The 21,188-nt window shown below is 44.2% G+C and carries 18 protein-coding genes; 10 read left to right on the top strand and 8 right to left on the bottom strand.

Features of this window, described 5'->3' with window-relative positions:
• The first annotated feature begins 356 nt into the window (after positions 1–356).
• The 6 genes from AC2UZJ_RS03405 (at position 357) to AC2UZJ_RS03380 (ending at position 9,964) form a co-directional block, all read left to right on the top strand.
• Positions 357–2,072 (top strand): class I SAM-dependent DNA methyltransferase, encoded by a 1,716-nt coding sequence (locus AC2UZJ_RS03405; RefSeq protein WP_486948719.1) that lies wholly within the window; start codon positions 357–359, stop codon positions 2,070–2,072.
• On the top strand, positions 2,062–3,387 hold the full coding sequence (locus tag AC2UZJ_RS03400; protein ID WP_486948718.1) for a restriction endonuclease subunit S: 1,326 nt from the start codon (positions 2,062–2,064) through the stop codon (positions 3,385–3,387). The genes AC2UZJ_RS03405 and AC2UZJ_RS03400 overlap by 11 nt, the downstream gene beginning before the upstream one ends.
• Positions 3,384–4,619 (top strand): FRG domain-containing protein, encoded by a 1,236-nt coding sequence (locus AC2UZJ_RS03395; RefSeq protein ID WP_486948717.1) that lies wholly within the window; start codon positions 3,384–3,386, stop codon positions 4,617–4,619. Before AC2UZJ_RS03400 ends, AC2UZJ_RS03395 begins: the two co-directional genes overlap by 4 nt.
• An 85-nt stretch (positions 4,620–4,704) precedes the next feature.
• A complete protein-coding gene (locus AC2UZJ_RS03390; RefSeq protein ID WP_486948716.1) occupies positions 4,705–5,661 on the top strand; it encodes an Abi family protein in 957 nt (318 codons plus the stop codon).
• A gap of 103 nt (positions 5,662–5,764) precedes the next feature.
• Positions 5,765–8,920, top strand: a complete 3,156-nt coding sequence (locus AC2UZJ_RS03385; RefSeq protein ID WP_486948715.1) for a type I restriction endonuclease subunit R — start codon at positions 5,765–5,767, stop codon at positions 8,918–8,920.
• Positions 8,921–8,929: 9 nt separating this feature from the next.
• Complete coding sequence (locus tag AC2UZJ_RS03380; protein ID WP_486948714.1) at positions 8,930–9,964, top strand: lysozyme inhibitor LprI family protein; 1,035 nt, start codon at positions 8,930–8,932, stop codon at positions 9,962–9,964.
• Between the two features lie 88 nt (positions 9,965–10,052).
• Here AC2UZJ_RS03380 and radC read toward each other — a convergent pair whose 3' ends face one another.
• The 5 genes from radC to AC2UZJ_RS03355 all read right to left on the bottom strand — a co-directional run bounded on the left by radC (position 10,053) and on the right by AC2UZJ_RS03355 (position 15,378).
• Positions 10,053–10,553, bottom strand: coding sequence for a RadC family protein (gene radC / locus AC2UZJ_RS03375; RefSeq protein WP_486948713.1), 501 nt, complete (start codon positions 10,551–10,553; stop codon positions 10,053–10,055).
• A gap of 204 nt (positions 10,554–10,757) precedes the next feature.
• Positions 10,758–11,639 carry a recombination directionality factor gene (locus AC2UZJ_RS03370; protein WP_486948712.1) on the bottom strand — a complete coding sequence of 294 codons (882 nt, stop codon included), beginning with the start codon at positions 11,637–11,639 and terminating at the stop codon, positions 10,758–10,760.
• A 96-nt stretch (positions 11,640–11,735) separates the two neighbouring features.
• Positions 11,736–12,740 carry a YqaJ viral recombinase family nuclease gene (locus tag AC2UZJ_RS03365; RefSeq protein WP_486948711.1) on the bottom strand — a complete coding sequence of 335 codons (1,005 nt, stop codon included), beginning with the start codon at positions 12,738–12,740 and terminating at the stop codon, positions 11,736–11,738.
• Between the two features lie 264 nt (positions 12,741–13,004).
• Complete coding sequence (locus tag AC2UZJ_RS03360) at positions 13,005–13,871, bottom strand: YDG/SRA domain-containing protein (RefSeq protein ID WP_486948710.1); 867 nt, start codon at positions 13,869–13,871, stop codon at positions 13,005–13,007.
• 238 nt (positions 13,872–14,109) lie between these two features.
• Positions 14,110–15,378, bottom strand: coding sequence for a tyrosine-type recombinase/integrase (locus AC2UZJ_RS03355; RefSeq protein ID WP_486948709.1), 1,269 nt, complete (start codon positions 15,376–15,378; stop codon positions 14,110–14,112).
• 559 nt (positions 15,379–15,937) lie between these two features.
• Here AC2UZJ_RS03355 and AC2UZJ_RS03350 point away from each other — a divergent pair.
• Positions 15,938–16,666: a hypothetical protein gene (locus AC2UZJ_RS03350; protein WP_486948708.1), complete on the top strand. Its 729-nt coding sequence runs from the start codon at positions 15,938–15,940 to the stop codon at positions 16,664–16,666.
• Here AC2UZJ_RS03350 and AC2UZJ_RS03345 read toward each other — a convergent pair.
• Together AC2UZJ_RS03345 and AC2UZJ_RS03340 are read right to left on the bottom strand one after the other, a co-directional pair.
• Entirely contained in the window at positions 16,663–17,070 is a 408-nt protein-coding gene (locus AC2UZJ_RS03345) for a GlcG/HbpS family heme-binding protein (RefSeq protein ID WP_486948707.1), read from the bottom strand. The two genes, AC2UZJ_RS03350 and AC2UZJ_RS03345, sit on opposite strands and share 4 nt — an antisense overlap.
• 102 nt (positions 17,071–17,172) lie before the next feature.
• On the bottom strand, positions 17,173–18,063 hold the full coding sequence (locus tag AC2UZJ_RS03340) for a tyrosine recombinase (RefSeq protein ID WP_486948706.1): 891 nt from the start codon (positions 18,061–18,063) through the stop codon (positions 17,173–17,175).
• Positions 18,064–18,165: 102 nt separating this feature from the next.
• Here AC2UZJ_RS03340 and modA point away from each other — a divergent pair, with 102 nt between their 5' ends.
• Genes modA through AC2UZJ_RS03325 form a run of 3 tightly spaced genes read left to right on the top strand, consistent with a single transcriptional unit; the run spans position 18,166 to position 20,376 of the window.
• A complete protein-coding gene (gene modA / locus AC2UZJ_RS03335) occupies positions 18,166–18,942 on the top strand; it encodes a molybdate ABC transporter substrate-binding protein (protein WP_486948705.1) in 777 nt (258 codons plus the stop codon).
• A 22-nt stretch (positions 18,943–18,964) separates the two neighbouring features.
• Positions 18,965–19,642, top strand: a complete 678-nt coding sequence (gene modB / locus AC2UZJ_RS03330) for a molybdate ABC transporter permease subunit (RefSeq protein WP_486948704.1) — start codon at positions 18,965–18,967, stop codon at positions 19,640–19,642.
• Positions 19,643–19,644: 2 nt separating this feature from the next.
• Complete coding sequence (locus AC2UZJ_RS03325) at positions 19,645–20,376, top strand: ATP-binding cassette domain-containing protein (RefSeq protein WP_486948703.1); 732 nt, start codon at positions 19,645–19,647, stop codon at positions 20,374–20,376.
• Here the strand turns inward: AC2UZJ_RS03325 and AC2UZJ_RS03320 are convergent.
• Entirely contained in the window at positions 20,359–21,171 is an 813-nt protein-coding gene (locus AC2UZJ_RS03320; RefSeq protein ID WP_486948702.1) for a TOBE domain-containing protein, read from the bottom strand. The two genes, AC2UZJ_RS03325 and AC2UZJ_RS03320, sit on opposite strands and share 18 nt — an antisense overlap.
• Positions 21,172–21,188: the final 17 nt, after the last annotated feature.

The following is a 21,188-nucleotide window of genomic DNA, read 5'->3' as shown; positions in this document are numbered from 1 at the left end:
TCTTAGATAGTGGTGGTATCTATCAGGGGTGTTTGGTACACCCCTTAGTCTTACCAGTCATACTCTTTTAATAACATCTAAAACCTAAAGTGATAGGGCTAGTAAAATGCAGTGATCCAAGGAATTCGTAATAAAATACTTGTGTGAATCAAATAGTTTTTGACGATTGGAAGTTTCTACACAGTTAGCTCCATACCATAGGGGTAATGTGGTTGAAAATTATTTGTGCTAATGGTCAATTCGTATTCTCAAAAATTGATTGCCCGTAAATAACGGCTAGAATGAGGCATAGTCAGCCCTCAGGTGTAACGAGCTATGATGAATCGTCACCAAATAAATACGCAAAGAGATACGAGATGAGTAATACAGAACAAAAGTTTTTAAAAGAGCTAGACGATAAGCTCTGGAAAGCCGCCGATAAGCTACGAGCCAACCTAGATGCAGCCAACTATAAACACGTCGTGTTAGGGCTGATTTTCCTAAAGTACGTCTCTGATGCCTTTGAAGAACGCCAAGAGGAACTGTTAGGGCTGTTTCAGCAAGACGGTGACGATAATATCTATTACTTGCCACGAGATGATTTTGATAGTGATGAGGAATACCAGCAAGCCCTTCAAGAAGAGCTAGAGCTACTGGACTATTACCGTGAGGCCAATGTGTTCTGGGTGCCAAAGGCAGCGCGTTGGAATACGTTGAAGGAAAAAGCGGTACTCCCTATAGGTACGGTGCTCTGGCAAGACGAAGCCGGTAATGAGGTGAAGCTGCGCTCGGTGTCGTGGTTAATTGATAATGCGCTAGAAGAAATAGAAAAAAGTAACGCTAAGCTCAAAGGCATCTTGAATCGCATTAGTCAGTATCAGCTGGATAACGATAAGCTCATCGGTTTAATCAATACCTTCTCCGATACCTCCTTCACTAGACCCGTGTTTGAAGGTGAGCGGCTACAGCTGCAAAGCAAAGACATTTTGGGCCATGTGTATGAGTATTTCTTAGGCCAGTTTGCGCTAGCTGAGGGTAAGCAGGGTGGCCAGTATTACACGCCAAAAAGTATCGTGACCTTAATTGTGGAGATGCTAGAGCCGTATTCAGGTCGTGTCTATGATCCGGCCATGGGTAGCGGAGGCTTCTTTGTGTCGAGTGATAAGTTCATCGAAGAACACGCCAAAGAGCAAAATTACGATCCTGAAGAGCAGCGTAAGCATATTTCGGTATACGGCCAAGAGTCTAACCCCACCACATGGAAGCTGGCCGCGATGAACATGGCCATCCGTGGCATTGATTTTAATTTCGGCAAGAAAAACGCCGATACCTTCCTAGACAACCAACACCCCGATTTACGGGCTGACTTTGTGATGGCCAATCCACCGTTTAATATTCGGGATTGGTGGAATGAGTCTCTGGCCGATGATGTACGTTGGCAATACGGCACCCCACCTAAAGGTAATGCCAACTTCGCTTGGATGCAGCACATGCTTCATCACCTTGCGCCTACGGGAAGTATGGCGTTGTTATTGGCGAATGGTTCTATGAGTTCTAACACCAATAACGAAGGCGTGATTCGTCAGCGTTTGGTGGAAGAGGATTTAGTGGAATGCATGGTTGCCTTACCCGGTCAGCTCTTCACCAACACCCAAATCCCTGCGTGTATTTGGTTTTTAACGAAAGACAAAGCAAATGGTGTAGTGCGTGACCAGAAAAAGCGTAGTCGCCAAGGCGAACTGCTCTTTATTGATGCCCGCAACTTAGGCTTTATGCGCGATAGGGTGTTGCGGGATTTCACGGCTGAAGACATCGCTAAGGTGACGGATGTGTATCATGCGTGGCAGCGCGGTGAGGGCTATGAGGATGTGGCGGGGTTTTGTAAGTCGGTCACCTTGGATGAGCTGAAAAAGCATGACTTTGTCCTCACGCCGGGGAGGTATGTGGGGGCTGTAGCTGAAGAGGATGATGGGGAGCCGTTTGCGGAGAAGATGGAGCGGTTAACGACGCTGCTGAGTGAGCAGTTTGTGGAGTCTGAGCGGTTAGAGGTTGAGATTAAGAGGAATTTGGGGGGGTTAGGATATGACTTCTAAATGGACTCAATTTTCTCTTAAAGATATTGCGAGAATTATTACAGGAAAGACCCCTCCCGGAACTGAAGATCGTTATTTCAATGGAAGCACCCTCTTCGTTACACCAACAGATATGGTTGATCAGAAAAGAATAACCTCGACCATTAGAACTCTTTCAGTAGAGGGGGAAAATATACAGAGACGATACTTGTTCGAAAAGGCGATAGTTGTTTCCTGTATTGGCTGGCAGATGGGGAAGTCAGCGATTGTTGAGCAGTTAGCCTCTGCGAATCAACAAATTAATGTGGTTATTCCTGATGAGGAAGCAGTTAATTTTGACTATCTATATTATGTTTTGAAATCCAAGCGTGACGAAATCTTTAATTTGGGTGCAACAGCCACAAGGACACCAATACTTAAAAAGTCACTTTTTGAGAAGATAGTTTTTAAAGCTCCATCATTAACTCAGCAAGCAATTATTTCGACACATTTGTCTGCTATTGATAGCAAAATTGAGCTCAACCACCAAATCAACCAAACCCTCGAACAAATCGCCCAAGCCCTTTTCAAAAGCTGGTTCGTCGATTTCGACCCGGTAAAAGCCAAAATAGACGTACTAGAAGCGGGTGGTTCAGAAGAAGAGGCGTTGTTGGCAGCGATGCAGGTGATTTCTAGTAAAAATGCAGAGGAATTGGCTGTGTTTGAAGTAGAGAAGCCTGAGGAGTATGCGGAGTTACGGGCGACGGCGGAATTGTTTCCGGCGGCGATGGTGGAGAGTGAATTGGGGGAGATTCCGGAGGGGTGGCGTACAAGTCGAATAGAAGACTTGGTGCAACGGCTATCTGTTGGTAAAAGATATTCTCAAAAAACGGCTTCTGAGTCAGGCTCTATTCCTGTACTTGATCAAGGGAGATCCGGAATTATTGGGTATCACGATGATAAGCCCGGAGTGTTAGCAAGTTCTGATGATCCAGTAATCGTTTTTGCTAACCACACGTGCTATATGCGTATGATTATGCATGACTTTAGTGCGATTCAGAATGTTTTACCGTTCAAGGGGAAGTCCGTCAATATTTATTGGCTTTACTTTGCGACTCTCGGTAAACAGAGCTTTGTTGAGTACAAGGGGCATTGGCCAGACTTTGTTATTAAGGAGGTGGTTGTCCCAGATAATATATTAACAGTAAGTTTTGGTGAGTTTGTTTCTAGATTACTAACAAAGCAGTATAAAAACGAGGTGGAAAACCAGACGCTTGAAAATGTAAGAGATGCTTTATTGCCAAGACTACTCTCCGGCGAGTTTTCGTTATCATTAGATTATGAGATAAAAAAATGAGTTCAAATTCTGTGTATTGGGAAAAAATTCCATTATGGAATAAAAAACAGCTAGATTTAAGTTTCGAAATAACAGCTGACTCAGTTAGTGCTCGAATTCCCGTTACTCGAATAGAAAGCTGGCAGAGTTTTTCGGAACTTTTGGAAAGTTCATTTTTCAGTCATACTCCTGAAGAACTTATATTTCGTGGGCATCGTCGCTATGATTGGGCGATGACTCCTACATTGGCTCGTGTGACTTCAAATGGAATTATTGATGAGGGGCTTGCGGATAGACAGTTAGCAATGTTTCGTAAAGCAATTCGTGGAAGGATTGCTGACCACTCATTACTTGATGGTGGACCAGAAGATGATGAGTTATGGTCCATAGGCCAACATCATGGATTGATGACACCTTTACTGGACTGGACTTACTCGCCATATGTAGCTTTATTTTTTGCTTTTGCTGAAGAGGATCAACAAGAGGAAATTAACAACCCATATCGAGCAGTCTATATTCTTAACAAAACATTTATTTCCGACGATAATTTATGTCCTGATATACGTGTTTTTGAACCAAAAAAAGATGATCATGGTCGTTTGGTAAATCAAGCAGGTCTTTTTACTTTCTCTCCTTTTGATGCAACTATTGAAAATAAGCTAGCTGACTCTTTAGCTAATCAGTTAGAAAACTTAGAAGCAAGTAGAGAGGGAAAGGAAATTGGTGAAGATGCACTAGAAATGGCTAAGTATATTTGTAAGGTCTATATAAAAAATGAAGATCAACAAGGTTGCTTAAGATACTTGCGTCGTATGAATGTACATCATGCTAGTTTATTTCCTGATTTGATAGGAGCTGCTGACTATTGTAATGTGTTTATCTCAGAAACGGAGCGTGAAAAGCGGCTATCAGAACCTACTAAGCCGACTCCATTATCCCCTACTAAGGATTTGTCTACTGTAAAGTTGAAAGTTACTACTTTAGCCGAGTACACAACTTTAATTTTTGAGATGCTCTTGCTAACAGCTGAGGGATTTGACGTTGATTCCAATCAGATTAATATGCTCTCTGAGCAAGTTAATAAGAATATATCTGATTTTATAGTTGTAGATTGGCAAGATCGTGAATCCATTCAATCTAAAATGAAAAATACTATTCGTGTATTACTACGTAGATATAACTATCCAGTAGAAATTAGAGAGATAGTGATTGAGAAGATAATGGATATTGTTGTCAAAAAAGGTGAGGTATGACTGAAGACGATTGAGAGGTGGCTTATGAACAGATATTGCCATAGATTAAATCATCATGTCGTTTACTTAAAACTATTTGGAATAAATGAATTCAGTTAAACCCTGGCAATCCTTTCCTGATCAACTCCAAATCCTGAAAAGCCGTGGCTTGCAGGTGGAGGATGATGAGGCGGCGTTGAGGTATTTGGCGCGGATTGGTTATTACCGGCTTAGTGGTTATTGGTATCCCATGCGTGTGATAGATAAAGTTGCTTCTGCACGAGAAAAAAGACCAGTACGTTTGGATCGGTTTGTAGAAGGTAGTCGATTTGAGGATGTCGTTAGGCTGTATATCTTTGACGCCAAGCTGCGTCTACTCGCTTTAGATGCCTTAGAACGTATTGAATTAGCTGTGCGAGTGGATGTGGCCCATTTGCTTGGAAAGTATGATCCCTGTGCTCATAAGAATCCCACGTGCTTGCATGGTAACTTTACAAAAAGACCCCTAAAAAAGGGCTTTAATGCGGGCAGAACTGAGCATCAAATATGGTTAGATAAGTACCAGCAGCAGCTTTCCCGATCAAGACGTGAGCCGTTTGTTGAGCACCATAAAAAGGTATACGGCGGCGAACTGCCCATTTGGGCAGCCATTGAGGTGTGGGACTTTGGTTTACTGTCTAAGCTGTTTGCAGGTATGCAGTTTAACGACCAGAAAAAAATTGCCGATAAGTATGGCGCAGTCAATGGTAAAGCGTTTGCTAGTTGGTTACGTAGTTTGAACTTTATCCGTAACGTGTCCGCTCACCATAGTCGTCTTTGGAATATTAACGTCTTAGAGCTAGCCCCTATTCCTAAAGGGTGGCCAAGCATGCCAAATAATAAGCCGTTTTTGTATTTTTGTTTTATGCAGCAACTATTACGAACTATTTGCCCACGTTCATTGTGGGGGCAGAGGTTTAAAGCATTGCTTGTGGACGAGTTTCCTAATGTGCCTTCAAGCGCTACAAGCTTGGCAGATTTTGGACTTATAGAGGGTTGGGAAGAGTGGGATATTTGGCAGTAGAAATGAGAACTGACGCGTACACAGGGTGCAGAGGCGTCAGTCATATTACCTATAATATTACGGTACACAGCGAGTTTAGTCAAACGAATAAGGACATAGGGGCATGACCGAAGATCAATTAGAGCAGATGTGTTTAGAGTGGTTTGGGCAAGGGGGCTGGGAGGTAGCGCAGGGTTTGGATATTGCACCAGATGGTGCTGCGCCAGAGCGTACTGACTATAGGCAGGCCTTGCTGTTAAAGGATTTAGAAGCCGCCATACGTCGCATTAATCCCCATCTACCCGACAGTGCCGTTGATCAGGTCATCGCCATCGTCCGTAAACCAGAAAGCCTAGATACAGTAGTGAGTAACCGTGCTTTCCATCGACTGCTCTTAGAAGGTGTGCCGGTAGAGTACAAGGTGGATGAAAAGGTAGTTTACGACAATGCCTTTTTAATTGATTTCAATGGTGTGGAGAAAAACCGATTCCGCGCCATCAATCAATTCACTTTGCAAGGCAGTAGGCAACTACGTCGCCCGGATATTATATGTTTTATCAATGGCATTCCCTTGGCTGTTTTAGAGTTAAAAAGCCCTTCTGCTGAAAATGTCGGTATTTGGGATGCCTACAATCAAATTCAAACCTACAAAGACGAAATCCCAGAGCTGTTTAGTTATAACGAAGCCATTGTCATTAGCGATGGCTATAACGCGCGCGTGGGCTCATTGACGGCCTCTGAAGAGCGTTTCATGCCATGGCGCACTATTAAGCACGAAGATGACAGGCCGCTGTTGGAGTGGCAATTAGAAACCATGGTGCGGGGCTTTTTTGATCGGGAGCTATTCCTGACTTATATTCGATATTTTGTGATCTTTGAGACGGATTCCAGCCAGCTTATTAAAAAGATTGCCGGGTACCACCAATTCCATGCGGTATTAGAAGCCGTCAAAGCCACAGTGATTGCAGCGCAAAACCCAGCGCAGTTTGTATTGGATGAACGCCGTGCGACTTACGGTTCTGAGGTGAGTCCGGGCAGTAAAAAGGCAGGGGTGGTGTGGCATACGCAAGGGTCGGGTAAGAGTATTTCTATGTGCTGTTATGCCGGTATGCTATTGCAGCAGCCTGAAATGAATAACCCCACCATTGTGGTGGTCACAGACCGGAATGATTTAGATGGCCAGCTGTTTGCCACCTTTAGTGCTGCCAAAGAACTACTAAAACAAGACCCAGTACAAGCCGATGACAGAGATACCTTACGTCGCTTACTGGGTGAGCGCGAGTCCGGCGGCATTATTTTTACTACCGTACAGAAATTTGCTTTAGTAGACGGGGAGTCCGATCACCCCATTCTCAATGAGCGCCATAACCTCGTGGTGATTTCCGATGAAGCCCACCGTAGCCAATATGGACTGAAGGCCAGATTAAGAGAAGACGGCACCTATACCTTTGGTTATGCCAAGCACATGCGTGATGCGCTACCAAATGCGTCCTTCATAGGTTTTACCGGCACACCCATTGCCAATGAAGACAAAGACACCCGTGCGGTGTTTGGTGATTATGTCTCGATTTACGATATCCAAGATGCCGTCGAGGACGGTTCCACCGTACCGATCTACTACGAATCTCGTTTGGCTAAGTTAGATATTAACCATGCGCTGATTGATGAGCTTTCCAAGCAAGTGGATGAGATTGTAGAAGAGGAAGAGAATGTAGGTGACCGTGAGAAAACGAAGGGGGAATGGAGCCGTTTAGAAAAACTCGTGGGCTCTACGCCGCGTTTAGCACAGATCGCCGCTGACTTGGTGCAGCACTTTGAATTACGACAGGCAGCCATGGAAGGCAAAGCCATGATCGTAGCAATGAGTCGAGAGATTTGTGTGCATCTTTATAATGAAATTGTGGCGTTACGCCCTGAGTGGCATGACACAGATCCCGAAAAAGGTGCGATTAAAGTGGTGATGACAGGCTCTGCGGCTGATAAGCCGTTATTGCAGCCCCATATCTACAATAACCAAACTAAAAAACGCCTAGAAGCACGCTTTAAAGACCCCAGTGACCCACTAAAGCTTGTGATTGTGCGTGATATGTGGTTGACGGGATTTGATGCGCCAGTGTGCCACACCATGTATGTCGATAAGCCCATGAAAGGGCATAACCTCATGCAAGCTATCGCCCGTGTAAATCGTGTATTCAAGAATAAGCCAGGTGGCTTAGTGGTGGATTATATTGGTCTGGCAAGTGAGCTAAAAGCCGCCTTAAAGACCTATACCGACTCTAAAGGCAGAGGCGAGCCCACGCATAGCGCTGAAGAGGCGTATGCCGTGATGCTTGAAAAACTGGATGTAATTCATGGCATGTTTGCCAAAGGCCCGAAAAGTACGGGTTTTGATTACCGTGGTTTTGAAGAGAATGCCAAAGACTTACTGCTTCCTACGGCAAACTATATATTAGGTTTGGAAGACGGTAAGAAACGATTCTTAGATGCCGTGCTTGCCTTAACCAAAGCCTATTCACTCTGTAACACTTTGGATGAGGCGCAGGTGTATCACAAAGAGATTGCGTTTCTCTCTGCCGTTAAAGCCGCTATCAGTAAAAGCACAAACGTGGACCAACGAATTAGCCAATCTGAAAAAGACTCGGTACTCAAGCAGATCTTAGATAATGCAGTCGTGGCGGAAGGGGTGGACGATGTCTTTGCTTTATGTGGTTTAGATAAACCCAATATAGGCTTGCTGTCGGATGAGTTCCTTGAAGACGTAAAGCAAATGCCTTACAAAAACTTCGCGGTGGAGTTATTAGAAAAACTACTCCAAGATACTATCCGCGCCAACACTAGAAGCAACGTAGTTCAAGAAAAAAAATACAGCGACCGCCTAAAAGAAACCCTACGCAAGTACAACAACCGTGGCATTGAAGCCGCTCAAGTCATTGAAGAGCTGATCGCTATGGCCAAGCAATTCCAAGCCGAGCTAGCACGCGATGAAGCCTTAGGCTTAAGCCCTGAAGAGATCGCCTTCTATGATGCTCTGGCGAATAACGAAAGTGCCGCGCGTGAGTTAGGCGATGAGGTCTTAAAAAAGATTGCCGTTGAGCTGACGGAAAAGTTGCGTACTTCTACGACTGTGGATTGGCAGGTAAGAGAAAGCGTACGTGCCCGACTACGGATACTGGTGCGTAGAACTTTACAACGTTATCGCTACCCGCCAGATCAAGCACCAGAGGCCATTGAATTGATCTTGGAGCAGGCGGAGGTGTTGTCGAATGGGTGGAGTATATAGGAAATGATTATGCTTAATCGATTTGTTGTACCTGTTTTATGTCTCTTCTATTTATTTTGGAGTCCGCATGTTTTCTCAGTAGAGAAACTAGACCTTGATTTATATTCCACCTGTAACTATGACAGTGAGCTAGTGTTTTTAGATGATATTTATGGTTTTGAACCAGACGATGAAGCGCAGGAGATTGTTGAAAAAATATTACATAGATCCGGACTGGAACCTAATTTTAGATTGATGGCAGCAAATATACCTAATGCTGCAGCAGTTGTTAAGGCAAATAATAACGAAGGATCTGATCGTATCATCTTGTATAGTCAAGATTTTATGGAGCGTGTTAAACAAAGAACCAGAACTGATTGGGCTGCAATAAGTATTCTTGCGCATGAGATAGGTCATCACCTGCAAGGGCATACGTTACAGGCAGGCGGTAGTAGACCTTCTATAGAACTAGAGGCTGATAAATATTCTGGATATGTTGTAGCTATGCTTGGTGGTAGTTTAGATGATGCGCAAACAGCAATAAAATTATTATCATCAGATGCAGGTAGTATGACGCACCCGCCTAAGTCCGCAAGACTTGCGGCCATTACCAATGGTTGGAAGCAAGCTGTATCTCAAATAAACAGTATGCGTGAAGTCGAACAGCCACTACCTAAAGTAGAGTCAAAAGAAACTAAGCCTTCCTTTCCCAATAGACGCCCAGATAGTTATGAGCTTACGTATAGTCATGTTAATCAACCAAGTTTTAATTGCTCTAATGCGAAAAAACCAGTTGAATTACTTATATGTTTTATTCCTGAACTCAGTAAGGCAGATGGGATTATGGGTACTATATATCGAGATTTACGCAAAGAGCTTGGTTCGTCTGCAGCTGACAGCTTAAGAAACTCTCAGAGACAATGGATCAAAGATCGTGATACCGCATGCCCTATAAATGCTCACGATCTCAGCTCGCCGGATCATTTAGAGCGTAGCGCACTCTGCTTGTTAAGCATAACTGAGATTCGCATTAGTGAACTTTGGGTTCGATTGCGTAATGAGTAAATTCGTTCTAAATAATAGCTTTAAAAAAAATAGATATTTTGGAGATGTAACCACCAAAGCAAGTCACCTTGCCTCGGTGGTTTTTCCATTACATCTCCCCCAACTCCGCCAACGACTCCACCCCCTTAGCCCCCACCACAATATGATCCAACACATTCACATCTACTAAGGCCAATGCCTTCTGCAGCACCTTTGTCATTTCCACATCGGCACTGCTAGGCGTTGGATCACCGGAAGGGTGATTGTGAGTAAAGATCATGGCAGCGGCATTATGCTCTAGAGCTAACTTCACTAGCTCACGAGGATGGACGGTTGTTGAGGAAAGCGTGCCTCTAAAGAGCTCATGAAAGCCTAAGATCTTGTGCTTAATATCCAATAGTAATACCGCAAAAACCTCATACTCATAGTCCTGTAGCAACGTGCGAATGTGTGCCTTCACTTCCGCAGGGCTAGTAAGCGATCTCCCTTTACTGAGACGCTTACGAGAGAGCTGCTTAGCCATCGTTAAAATATCTTCTTCAGAAACCAACGTGGATTCCATGATGTACATGCCCGCCTGATCGCTGGCTTTGAGTTTATGATAACGCATGATGTAGTTCCTTTAGACGTAAAAAAGCCACCGCGAAGGGTGGCTATAGGTAGTAGTTAAATTTTGGGTTAATCGTGAGGAAAGCGGATGCAGTCCTTTCTTTCTTCTAGCTCTTTGACGTACACGTAGTGCTGATACGCCTTACGTGCAACAACAACTAGACCAACAACAGCTAAGGCATTACGGATCATGTGATGGCTCCTTTTATGGGATGGTGATAGCGTTCAGCTTTGAGGCTAAAGACTGCGTAGCAGCTTCATTGGTCTGAGGTGAAGAGCTGCTTTGCTCTGGATAAAACTCTTCCATCACTTCCGCCGATTCTTCATTACTGTCTTCAAAGGCCCCATTACTAAAGCCAAGCCGTGCGGCGTCATCTAAGGCGCGTTGGTCGTAACCGGCTTGTAGGCGTTGCTCATGGAGCGCTTTGGCTTCACTGATGGCTTGCTCTAGGCTGAGTCCGTCACGAATGGTCATGTCCACGTAGTAGATGGCAGAGCGATAGCTCATGGTGGTACTTTTACCGCGCAGTCGTAGTTCTAACGGCATACAAGCTAAGAGCCCACCCGATACCGCTTGATAGTAGTTAAGACGAGCCGCTAAAGTACGGATGCTGTTGTAGCCGGTGGTTCTAAAAATAAACGTTCCTAACTCATCTTCGGCTTCACCTTCAATACGTACATTCAAGCGACCATACGGCTTACAGTGACCACCTTGAGCAATGTCGCAAGCTTCAGGGGAGGGGCAAGCTAAGGTCTGCATGCCGCTGTTGGTATAGCGCTTACAGGTTTCTCCGTTACCTACGCATAAAGGTCGGCCACTGGCGCGATCAAACATACTGTACTCAGCACGTAGATTGAGCTCAGGCTCATTGAAGAGCAGACGGATCGGAATGGTACGTAGCTTTTTATTGCCGTCACGTAACGTCTCATCCAAGGGGTGAGGAATCCAGCCGTCTTTGGTTTGTACTTGGCTAGTGATGGTGAATTGATCGTCTTTTTCGGGTAGGCGTTTGCCTTTCTTTTCCACTACACGACCGATAGCAATACGGCCTAGTGTGGGTGGGGTAATCATTAAGCCTTTGATCATGGTTTGTCCTTAAATATAAAAGCAACATAAAAAGCCAGCCTATCCATTTAGGACGGGCTGGCTTTATGCCGTTCATTGAAAATGAGGTGAGAGTGACTAGCCTTGCACTAAAAAGCGACGGCTCCCTGAGCGCGTCAAGCTATATTGGGTGAGTAGTTCAGGATGATCGGCTAAGAGACGTTTGGTATCTAAGACGGTGCTGTCTTTACTGCGTCGCCATGTCACCGAGCCGGTTTCAAACTGCGCTTTACTGGCTGCGCCCATGGCTTCTTGGATTTGCTGCTTGAGTTGATCTTCGAGCTTTTTGTATTTATCTAGTTCAGCACGTACGCTTTGCAGATCGCCAAATAAGGCCGACATGCGGCTGTCTTCGCTGTAGTCAACCTCAGTGCTGTCGTCGCTTGGGTAAAGCGCTTGTAGGGCCTTAGAGGCCGAGCTAGAGCCATCGGCAGGGGGTGGCGTATCGGTTTGTACGTAGTGCCAGAACTTCGCTTCCAATTCAATGAGTTTAGTGATTAGGGCCTCATCCCGTTCAATGCGATGAATCTGTAAATCCTGCCCATTCATCAGTACCGCCACATCCGCGGCTTGCTTCCCTGTCACGGCCAACTGATGCTGAACTTGTATCTGCACATACTCCGGTACGCCATCACGCCATAGCCGTGCGCCAAACTCCCCAGCCGTTTTGCATTCAAGTATTTGTACTTCATCCGTACCCACGACTTCGCGGTCAATGTTAGCGAGCATCCATGCTTTATCGGGATCAGGGTGTTGCAGAACGGCATTCACTCGTCTAACGCGATTGCCTGTATGGGTTTGGTATTGCTTCGCCACTAAAGGTTCCAGCTGATTGCCCCAGTGCATCGGTGCATAGCCAGCACTACTTTCACTAGGCATAGCGGCGGTGTCTCTACCTGTCTTAATCATCCACAGCTCCAGCTGAGACTGGTAGGGGTTGAGGCCAATCGCTGCCGCCGCATCACTGCTACCTATGCCTTGCTTACGTACATCTAACCACTCGTCATGGGTAATGGACTTAGTATCGATTAAACGTAAGGCGGGGCGGTAGGTGGTCTGTTGTGGTAAGGGTTGTATTTGCATGAGAAAACTCCAAGACGTAAAAAAGCCCGATGCGGGTGAGGCATCGGGCGATAAGGTATAAGAAAAGAAATAAAAGCCACACCACAATAAGGTGGCTTAGTCAAAGGAGTGATATGTGAGTGAAATAATCTGGAATCATAGACTTGAAAATCGTAGAATGAATTCGTATTAAGGTGATGTCAATCAATCGCTTTTACACAATTTAATTTACAGCCTCACATTCGCCAATATCGCCTTATTCATTATTTTTTCTTAGGTAATGTATTATTCGTTTTTTGCATAATGCTCTCTATGATAAGTAATAAACTCAAGAGAAATATTATGATTTGGCACTGTCCTAAGAACTCCATCGATACCATTAAGAGTAAAGTCATCATTAATGGAGATAAGGCCATAATCAAACATCACATGATGATTAGGACACAGACAGAGTAGGTTTTCTGTCACATCAGGCCCGCCATGAGGTCTACCTAAAGGCTTTATATGCGCAGCTTCTGAGTAGGGTCCAACTTCTGTTTGAATAACTAATCCACATATCTGACATTGCCCTTGGTGCCAGTCTTTAACTTGTTTTGTTATATTGCTGTTACGTACAATCCTTTGAACTGTCACTTCTGTACGTTGAGTTGGTCCATACTCGAATAGCTCTGACTCAACTGTATTAACATACACATCAGGAGCTTCTATAGAGCGAAGTCTATATCTCCAGACCTTATAGCCAGACAGTCCTTGTTCATACCAATAATCATCTACATTATATAAGCCAGCATATCGATAGCCCTGTTCAGGTGAATAATCACTTACATGCTTGTAACCTCGAATGACTCTCACTGGCTTTCCTTCCAATTTGCTAATAGCTAACGCTCGATTCCCTCTTTTTAGCTTTTGATCAGCTATTTGCCTACCTGTTTTTTCGTCACGACCGCCTTCTCCTGTATAGATAATTTCGTTACCAAAATCTTCATCATCTTCATAACCGCCAGAGAGGACAATTGAATCAGCGCCATCCTTGATGCTCCCACTAATCCCCGCTTGAAGAGGTCGATGGACTCTAGCTTGAGCTAGTTCTTTACGACTATCAAAAATATCACCTACTTGAACTCCATTAATTTCACCAAATACTCTTTTCATAATCCTATCTTTGTAAATAAAAGCAAATTAAATGTGAACAACCCTTTTTATTTAGTATGTGACAATCGTTACAGAGAAATTAGGCTATAACGATTATCCGTCTTAAAAATGGTTTCCTTTTACTCAAGGTTATATGTAAAAATATTCATAATACTAAACAGAGTTCTAGTCTCCTAATTAGGAAACCCTATAAAGGTTTTATGGGATGCTGAAAAGTTAACCAAATATCGCTCTTAGCTTACTGAGAGGGGGGGCAGTTAGACACCCTTTGAATAAATAACTGCTCAAGCTCATCGCCAACTGATTGCGTAGCTGCACCCGTCACAAAATCCGACCACGCCTGCATCATAGGCCGTCTCTGCTCTAATAAGTCTGTACGGTGATAGGCGGCTTCAACCTTATTTTGCACTGTATGAGCTAAGGCACGCTCAGCCAAGTCTCTAGGGTAGCCATTTTCACTACACCAATCCCTAAAGCTAGATCTAAAACCGTGTGCAGTAGCTACTCTGCCTTCAGTGCTGCTTGGGGCATTTTTTCGTCTTAGAAAAAGTGTTAGGGTCATATCCGATAGCTCCTTTCGGGCTTGAGGCGAAGGGAATATAAGCTCCTTATGTAAGCCTCGTTGGTTTTTCAGTATGGCGATAGCTCTATCACTTAAAGGCACACGGTGGGCAGTTTTCATCTTCATGCGTTCTGCGGGAATACTCCATACTTGTTGCTCCCAATCAATCTCAGACCATCTAGCACCACGCGCTTCACCTGAACGGCAAGCGGTTAAAATTAAAAACTCTAATATTGAGCGAGTGACATTACTTTTGTCATTGATGGCTATGTGCTTTTCAATGAATCTTGGGATGTCTTTCCATGGCATAGCGGGGAGGTGCTGAGTACTAATACTTTTCTTTTCTTGCTTAGGCAGTAGATGCTCCACAACATCCACAGGATTTGATACACAGAAACCATGAGCCCAGCCCCAAGCCATAACGGCATGAGTGCGTTGTTTTAGTTTACTGGCAGTGGGTGATTTTTCTAACCAAATAGGGCGTAGTACATCTGCAATATGTCGTGGTTCTATCTTGTCTAAGAATAGATCGCCGATAAAGGGAAATACGTACTGCTGCATGGTGTGAATCCATTGTTGCCCATGTTTAAAGTTTCTCCATGAGGGGAGTAGTTCAGCATGCAGTGTAGTAGCTGCTTCCTCGAAGGTTGGCATTTTTAGCTTTTCGAGTTGCTTAGCTTTTTCTTCTAAGGGATCAATTCCAGCTGTAATTTGTTCACGCATTTCAAAAGCGGCTTTTCCAGCATCCGCTATACCTACCGCTGGATACGTGCCTAAGCCCGCATTACGGCGCTTGCCTGTACTGGGGCTAACGTAACGTAGTACCCATTTACCTTGTCCTTTTGTTTTAGAAGGATGGAGCGCTAAGCCTACTACACCGCCATGCGGGAGGTTTTTACTGTCAGGTGTAATGTTGCGTGCTTGGGTGTCTCTGAGTATGGCCATAGATGATAGAAATCTTGATGGATGTAGATGGTTGAGTGTACCATCCAGTATGCCATCTGGTATGCCATTTTTAATTGGATAGAGTTGGGTTCCATAAGACTCTGTTGGGCTAGTTCTTAGCTAGTGTACTGATTTTATTAGGTTTTTTAATCTTTATTGAATTGGGTTAGATTGGCTTAAGGCGGCTGCTGGGGCCGCCAGTGTTTAAATACATCTACACCGCGCTCTCAATCCTTTGAGATCCCCAACGCCCACCAGTAAGGCGCAAAGATATGTGAGAATCCAAAGGTCCATAACTGTCTAGTTTGGCCTTAAGCGCATCTAGTTTGAGAAATTTATGCATAAGCCAACTCCTGCAAGTAGCTTATATCTAGGAAGGGGTTGCACGTGTATCAGATGGATTTATTTATGAGGTCTTGATTGATCCGAGTAGTTGCCGCGGCTTCAGTCATGGATTTTCTGTCCTGATAATGGTTAAGTGGTTAATAGGATTTCGGCTGGGCCGTTAACCTGTCAGTCCTATGCTATGCTTTGAAAAAGTATTCTAAAGGAGACAGTCATGCGTCATCAAACTAAATCTAAGGGATTGAATAACCGTAGTTTATTAGCGGTAGCCCCATTATTACTACTACCCAGTCTTGTGTTTGCAGGAGGCAAAGCAACCTTGATTTCAAGTGCTGAATCTATGCAAATTGCAGGGCAAACCATAGAAGAAGAATCAAGCAAAATAAGCATTGTTTGGAGTGATACGGATACGTTGCGTATGGATTTTGGTGATCCTTCACATTATTTAATTATGCAGGGTGGGAAAGCTTATTCCATAAATCAAGAGGGTGGTGAAACCATGGTTATGGATATGGAAAGTATGGCTGCCATGGTTCAAGCAATGAGTGGCAAAGAGAGTAAAGACGATCCCTTTGGTGGTATTGATTCGATTAAACCTACTAAAGCCAATGAAACGGTAGCCGGCATTAATGGTCAGATCTATGATATGACTTGGACCGAAGCAAATGGCAGCCAGAAATCGGCTACTGCCGTATTAACGGATAACCCCTTAGTAGTAGAAATGACGTACGCCTACCTCAATTCAATCAGTGCAATGACTGGAGCAAAGAGTATGCAGCGGTTTTTAGATGCTTTACCTAATAATAAACACGGGATGCTAAAGGTGGGGGATCAATTCTACGTAGAATCAATTGAAAAAGCGGATCCACCTGCATCCACTTTTGAACTGCCCGCTAAACCCATGAGTTTTCAGGATCTGATTAAGGGGCAGATGAGTAACTAAAGCGAGCTGTAATAAAACGCCACTGCATCAGCTAGGTCTTGATCACTTTTAATATCGCGGCCACTAATACCCACAGCCCCCACTATGGTGCCGTCAGCAGTAAATAAGGGAGAGCCGCCGGGGATAGCCGTGAATTTATGATCCATGAAATCTTGAACGCTTAGTTTTTCACGGACTATACGCTCATGAAACTCAGTGGTGGAGCTGCGCATGCGTAAGGCGGTGTAAGCTTTAGCTATAGCTATATCTGCCGCGCGTGCCGGCGCATTATCCATACGCTCGAACCACATTAAATCCCCTTGGGCATCTACCATAGCAAAACAAATAGGCCCTCTACCATCTTCGGCAGCAGAATTATGTAGCCAATGGGCGAGGTTTAAGCAGTCTAAGTGGGTGATAGGCATAAATATGAATTATAAAAAGAGCTGGGTGCGTAGCAGGCTATTGTAACAAATCCTTAGCAAAGCAGAGTTTTAATCTGTTAAAGATTTTAAATTGCTTATGGATTAAGCCCTTGGATGATGCTCTGCATGTAATTTCTTTAAACGCTCACGCGTAATGTGATTATATATCTGCGTAGTACTTGGGTTTTTATGACCTAATAATAATTGCACGATTTTTAAATCAGCGCCGTTATTTAATAAATGCGTGGCAAAGGCATGACGCAGGCTGTGAGGAGAGAGGGTGTTAGGAATGTGCGCTTTTTGGGCGTATTTTTTAACAATAAGCCAAAAGGCTTGGCGTGTCATTTTCGAGCCATGCGTGCTGACAAATAACGCATCGCTTTGACGATTATTCAGTATTAATGGCCGTGCTCGTAATAAATACAACTCTAAACAAGCAAAGGTCTCCGGACTCAAAGGAATAAGACGTTCAGCTTGCTGATTTGGGTGCATGACCCGTAGTAACTGCTGTTCAGATTGTAGTTGGCTAAGCTGTAAATCCACTAACTCACTGACACGCATCCCTGTGGCATAGAGTAACTCCAACATACTTTTATCGCGTAAACCCAAAGGAGTACTGTCATCAGGAGCATTCAGCAAAGCGCTCACTTGTTCGGAGTTAATGGGGTCTTGCTGCACCTTTTGATTTTTAATAGTACGTAAATGGCTAGCGGGATTATGGGTAATATGACCTGCTCCTGTTGCCCATTGATAAAACTTCCTTAAGGTGGCAATGCGTCTGTTGATAGTGCTAATAGATACCGTATCATGGCTTTTATCTAACCATTGATCTATTGTTTCACTGCTTACTTGCAGTATCTCCTTGCTTGGCAGCCACTGTAGGTACAACGATAAATCACGTCTATAAGCCGTTGAGGTGTGTTTGGATAAGCCCTGTTGTTCTAGTTCAGCAATAAAGTCATCTATATAGGGCAAATTATTAAAATGAGTCATATTTTTTCATTATGTACCTATGTATATAGGGGTGCTATACTTCCCTATACTTTACACACTTTATATATATTTAACTATACACAAAACCATAAGGAAGTCCTCATGCAAACTGCTAAAACTAAAAAATCATGGCGTGTTCTCTTGCTGAGTAGTGCTTTAGCTTTTACGGTAACCTCAATGCCTGCTGCAGCAGCAGATTTAGTGGTTTCCGCCGCTGCTAGTTTAACCAATGCGTTTACAGAAATTGGAAAAAACTTTGAGAAAAAACACGAAGGAACGAATGTATTAAATAGTTTTGCGGCTTCTGATGTGTTGATGCAGCAAATTGTGAATGGGGCTCCCGTAGATGTGTATGCCTCAGCAGATCAAAAAGCCATGGATAAAGCCATGGAGGCCGGGGCTATTGCTGCTGACACTCGTAAGGATTTTGCTCAAAATAAAGTGGTGCTTATTGTGCCAGCAGATAATCCTTTAAAAATTGAAAGCCTTGCAGATTTAGATCAAAACGAGGTGACTCGTATTGCCTATGGTAATCCGGACTCCGTACCGGTAGGTCGTTATACGCAAGGCGCTTTAGAGAAGTCCGGTAATTGGGAAACAGTAGAAAAAAACAAAATCCTAGGGCAAAATGTGCGTCAAGTATTGGACTACGTAGCACGTGGTGAGGTAGATGCCGGTTTTGTATTTGCTACTGATGCCGCCATTATGAAAGACAAGGTGCTGGTAGTAGAAACCTTAGAAACCACTGTGCCTGTTACTTACCCTGTTGCTATTGTTAAAGACGCAAAGCAAGCTGAACTCGCTCAAGCTTACGAAGACTACTTATTATCTGATGAAGGCCAAGCTGTATTAGCTAAATATGGCTTTAGCCAGCCTTAAGATGTAAGGTTCAAAACGAATCATGTCTGATTTATGGGTCCCTTTATTGCTCTCACTAAAAGTTGCTCTTTGGGCTACTTTGTTTGCGGCTATTTTTGGTGTGAGCGTAGCATTTTTACTCTCACGTTGGCGCTCGCCCTTATGTAATTTAGTGGATTCCGTTTTGACTTTACCGCTAGTGTTACCGCCTACGGTGATAGGTTATTACTTGCTGGTTTTACTCGGTCGTCGTGGCGTAGTGGGTGAATGGTTGGGTAAATTTGGCATCGAGCTGGTATTTACTTGGCAAGGTGCCGTCATAGCCGCCACGGTAGTGGCTTTTCCTTTGGTTTTGAAATCAGCACGAGCCGCCTTTGAAGATGTGGATCATCGCTTAGAGGATGCCGCCCTAGTGTTGGGTTTAACAAGTACGCAAGTTTTCTTTCGCGTCAGTTTGCCTTTGGCCATGCGCGGTATTATGGCGGGGGTGTTGTTGGCTTTTGCACGAGCGCTAGGGGAGTTTGGTGCTACCTTAATGATTGCTGGCAGTATTCCCGGCCGTACTCAAACCTTATCTATTGCCATTTATGAGGCGGTACAAAGTGGTAATGATCATTTCGCTATGGTTTTGGTGGCAGTGACTTCATTAACTTGCATTGTGGTTTTGTGTTGCGCCGGTTTATTAACGCCAGCTCAGCAACGTCATAAAAGGCAGCATTAGTTATGTCAGTGACTATTACTATCCAGCGCGTATTAAAGGCGGCTACTCGGCATTTTGAGCTCAACATACAAATAAATACTCAAGCAAAACGTATTGCTTTGTATGGTCCGTCCGGCTCAGGTAAAACCTTAACTATTCAAGCGATGGCTGGTTTATTAACCCCTGATTCGGGCGAGATACGCGTAAATAACACAGTACTGTTTAATTCTAAAACCGGTGTTAATATTATTCCGCAAAAGCGTAAGCTTGCTTATTTGTTACAAGATTATGGGTTGTTTCCGCATTTAACCGTGGGGCAAAACATCAGTTTTGGCTTGCGTAAAGGGGTTTTTAACCCGCCAAAGAAATGGCTGCCTGCAGCAGCGAAACGATGGGTGGAGGCTTTTGAGTTAGAGCCTATATTAAACAACTACCCAGCTGAAATCTCCGGTGGCCAGAAACAACGCACAGCTTTAGCGCGTGCTTTAGCAGTAGCCCCAGAGCTATTATTATTAGATGAACCTCTGGCGGCTTTAGATAGCCATTTGCGGGTACGTATGCGCCAAGAGTTGGCTCAATTACAAAGTAAGTTAGACATACCTTCTATTATTATTACTCATGACCCAGAAGACGCCATTATGTTGGCGGATGAAGTATATAAAATTGTAGAAGGTAAGATAGTGGGGCAATGTAGCCCCCTTGAACTCTTGGCTCAGCAAGAGCAGGTTGAATTGGCCTTAGTCCATAGTGCCTAGTAATACACTAGAGGCTTTAAAGATGGCTACGGCTTCTTGACCCACTTTTAGTTTTAAACGTTGTAGGCTTTCCATGGTGATGATGGCCGTAATACGGTGCTGCTCAGACAGCGCTAGACCAATTTCTGCATTCACTGCACCGGCTTCTACATGCACTACTTTACCCTTTAGTTGATTACGTGCTGAGAGTTTGTTATCTGAGGGTAAACCAATAATAATGGATGAGGCTTTTAAAAAAGCTAAGGCTTTAGCCCCTTCTTTAAGCTCCATGCTTTCCACACTTTCATTAGTGATAGAAGCAATAATGGGTTGCGCGTCGCCTATGTCTAATGCCACTTCGGCATTCACCGCACCTAGGGTGATTTTAGCCACAGTACCAGCAAAGTTATTACGTGCGGAGGTTTGTATCATCATAGTTTGCAGTAAGTCCAAAATCTTATCTGACCCAGGCTTAGCCTTGGATAAATGTTGCATAAAACGTTGATGGGCTTCATCAAGCTGTTGGTACAGCTCTAAAATCTCTATGGCGCGCGGGGTTAAAGAAGCTCCACCACCACGTTGGCCACCGGTAGTGCGAAGCACTAAGGGTTCCTCAGCCAGATTATTCATGGTGTCTATAGCATCCCAGGCCGCTTTATAACTGAGCTCTATGTGGCGCGCAGCAGCAGAAATGGAGCCTAGTTCATGGATGGCCGCTAAAAGCGCCATACGGCGGGGGTTGCCCCAGTTTAATTTACCTGAGTGAAACCAAATGGAGCCTGCTAGCTCGAAGGAGGGGGAGTTTTCTGTAGACATAATTATAGTATTCTATA

The organism is Paenalcaligenes sp. DL 309, assembly GCF_057475285.1.
Note: the sequence above shows the minus strand (reverse complement) of the source record. Positions and strands in the feature narration are given on the sequence as shown.

Excerpts from the sequence above, each read along its gene's own strand:
- AC2UZJ_RS03350 (WP_486948708.1), top strand. The coding sequence starts at position 15,938 with ATGCGTCATCAAACTAAATCTAAGGGATTGAATAACCGTAGTTTATTA.
- AC2UZJ_RS03355 (WP_486948709.1), bottom strand. The coding sequence starts at position 15,378 with ATGGCCATACTCAGAGACACCCAAGCACGCAACATTACACCTGACAGT.
- AC2UZJ_RS03390 (WP_486948716.1), top strand. The coding sequence starts at position 4,705 with ATGAATTCAGTTAAACCCTGGCAATCCTTTCCTGATCAACTCCAAATC.
- radC (WP_486948713.1), bottom strand. The coding sequence starts at position 10,553 with ATGCGTTATCATAAACTCAAAGCCAGCGATCAGGCGGGCATGTACATC.
- AC2UZJ_RS03405 (WP_486948719.1), top strand. The coding sequence starts at position 357 with ATGAGTAATACAGAACAAAAGTTTTTAAAAGAGCTAGACGATAAGCTC.
- modA (WP_486948705.1), top strand. The coding sequence starts at position 18,166 with ATGCAAACTGCTAAAACTAAAAAATCATGGCGTGTTCTCTTGCTGAGT.
- AC2UZJ_RS03380 (WP_486948714.1), top strand. The coding sequence starts at position 8,930 with ATGCTTAATCGATTTGTTGTACCTGTTTTATGTCTCTTCTATTTATTT.
- modB (WP_486948704.1), top strand. The coding sequence starts at position 18,965 with ATGTCTGATTTATGGGTCCCTTTATTGCTCTCACTAAAAGTTGCTCTT.
- AC2UZJ_RS03320 (WP_486948702.1), bottom strand. The coding sequence starts at position 21,171 with ATGTCTACAGAAAACTCCCCCTCCTTCGAGCTAGCAGGCTCCATTTGG.
- AC2UZJ_RS03360 (WP_486948710.1), bottom strand. The coding sequence starts at position 13,871 with ATGAAAAGAGTATTTGGTGAAATTAATGGAGTTCAAGTAGGTGATATT.
- AC2UZJ_RS03385 (WP_486948715.1), top strand. The coding sequence starts at position 5,765 with ATGACCGAAGATCAATTAGAGCAGATGTGTTTAGAGTGGTTTGGGCAA.
- AC2UZJ_RS03395 (WP_486948717.1), top strand. The coding sequence starts at position 3,384 with ATGAGTTCAAATTCTGTGTATTGGGAAAAAATTCCATTATGGAATAAA.
- AC2UZJ_RS03345 (WP_486948707.1), bottom strand. The coding sequence starts at position 17,070 with ATGCCTATCACCCACTTAGACTGCTTAAACCTCGCCCATTGGCTACAT.
- AC2UZJ_RS03340 (WP_486948706.1), bottom strand. The coding sequence starts at position 18,063 with ATGACTCATTTTAATAATTTGCCCTATATAGATGACTTTATTGCTGAA.
- AC2UZJ_RS03400 (WP_486948718.1), top strand. The coding sequence starts at position 2,062 with ATGACTTCTAAATGGACTCAATTTTCTCTTAAAGATATTGCGAGAATT.
- AC2UZJ_RS03370 (WP_486948712.1), bottom strand. The coding sequence starts at position 11,639 with ATGATCAAAGGCTTAATGATTACCCCACCCACACTAGGCCGTATTGCT.
- AC2UZJ_RS03325 (WP_486948703.1), top strand. The coding sequence starts at position 19,645 with ATGTCAGTGACTATTACTATCCAGCGCGTATTAAAGGCGGCTACTCGG.
- AC2UZJ_RS03365 (WP_486948711.1), bottom strand. The coding sequence starts at position 12,740 with ATGCAAATACAACCCTTACCACAACAGACCACCTACCGCCCCGCCTTA.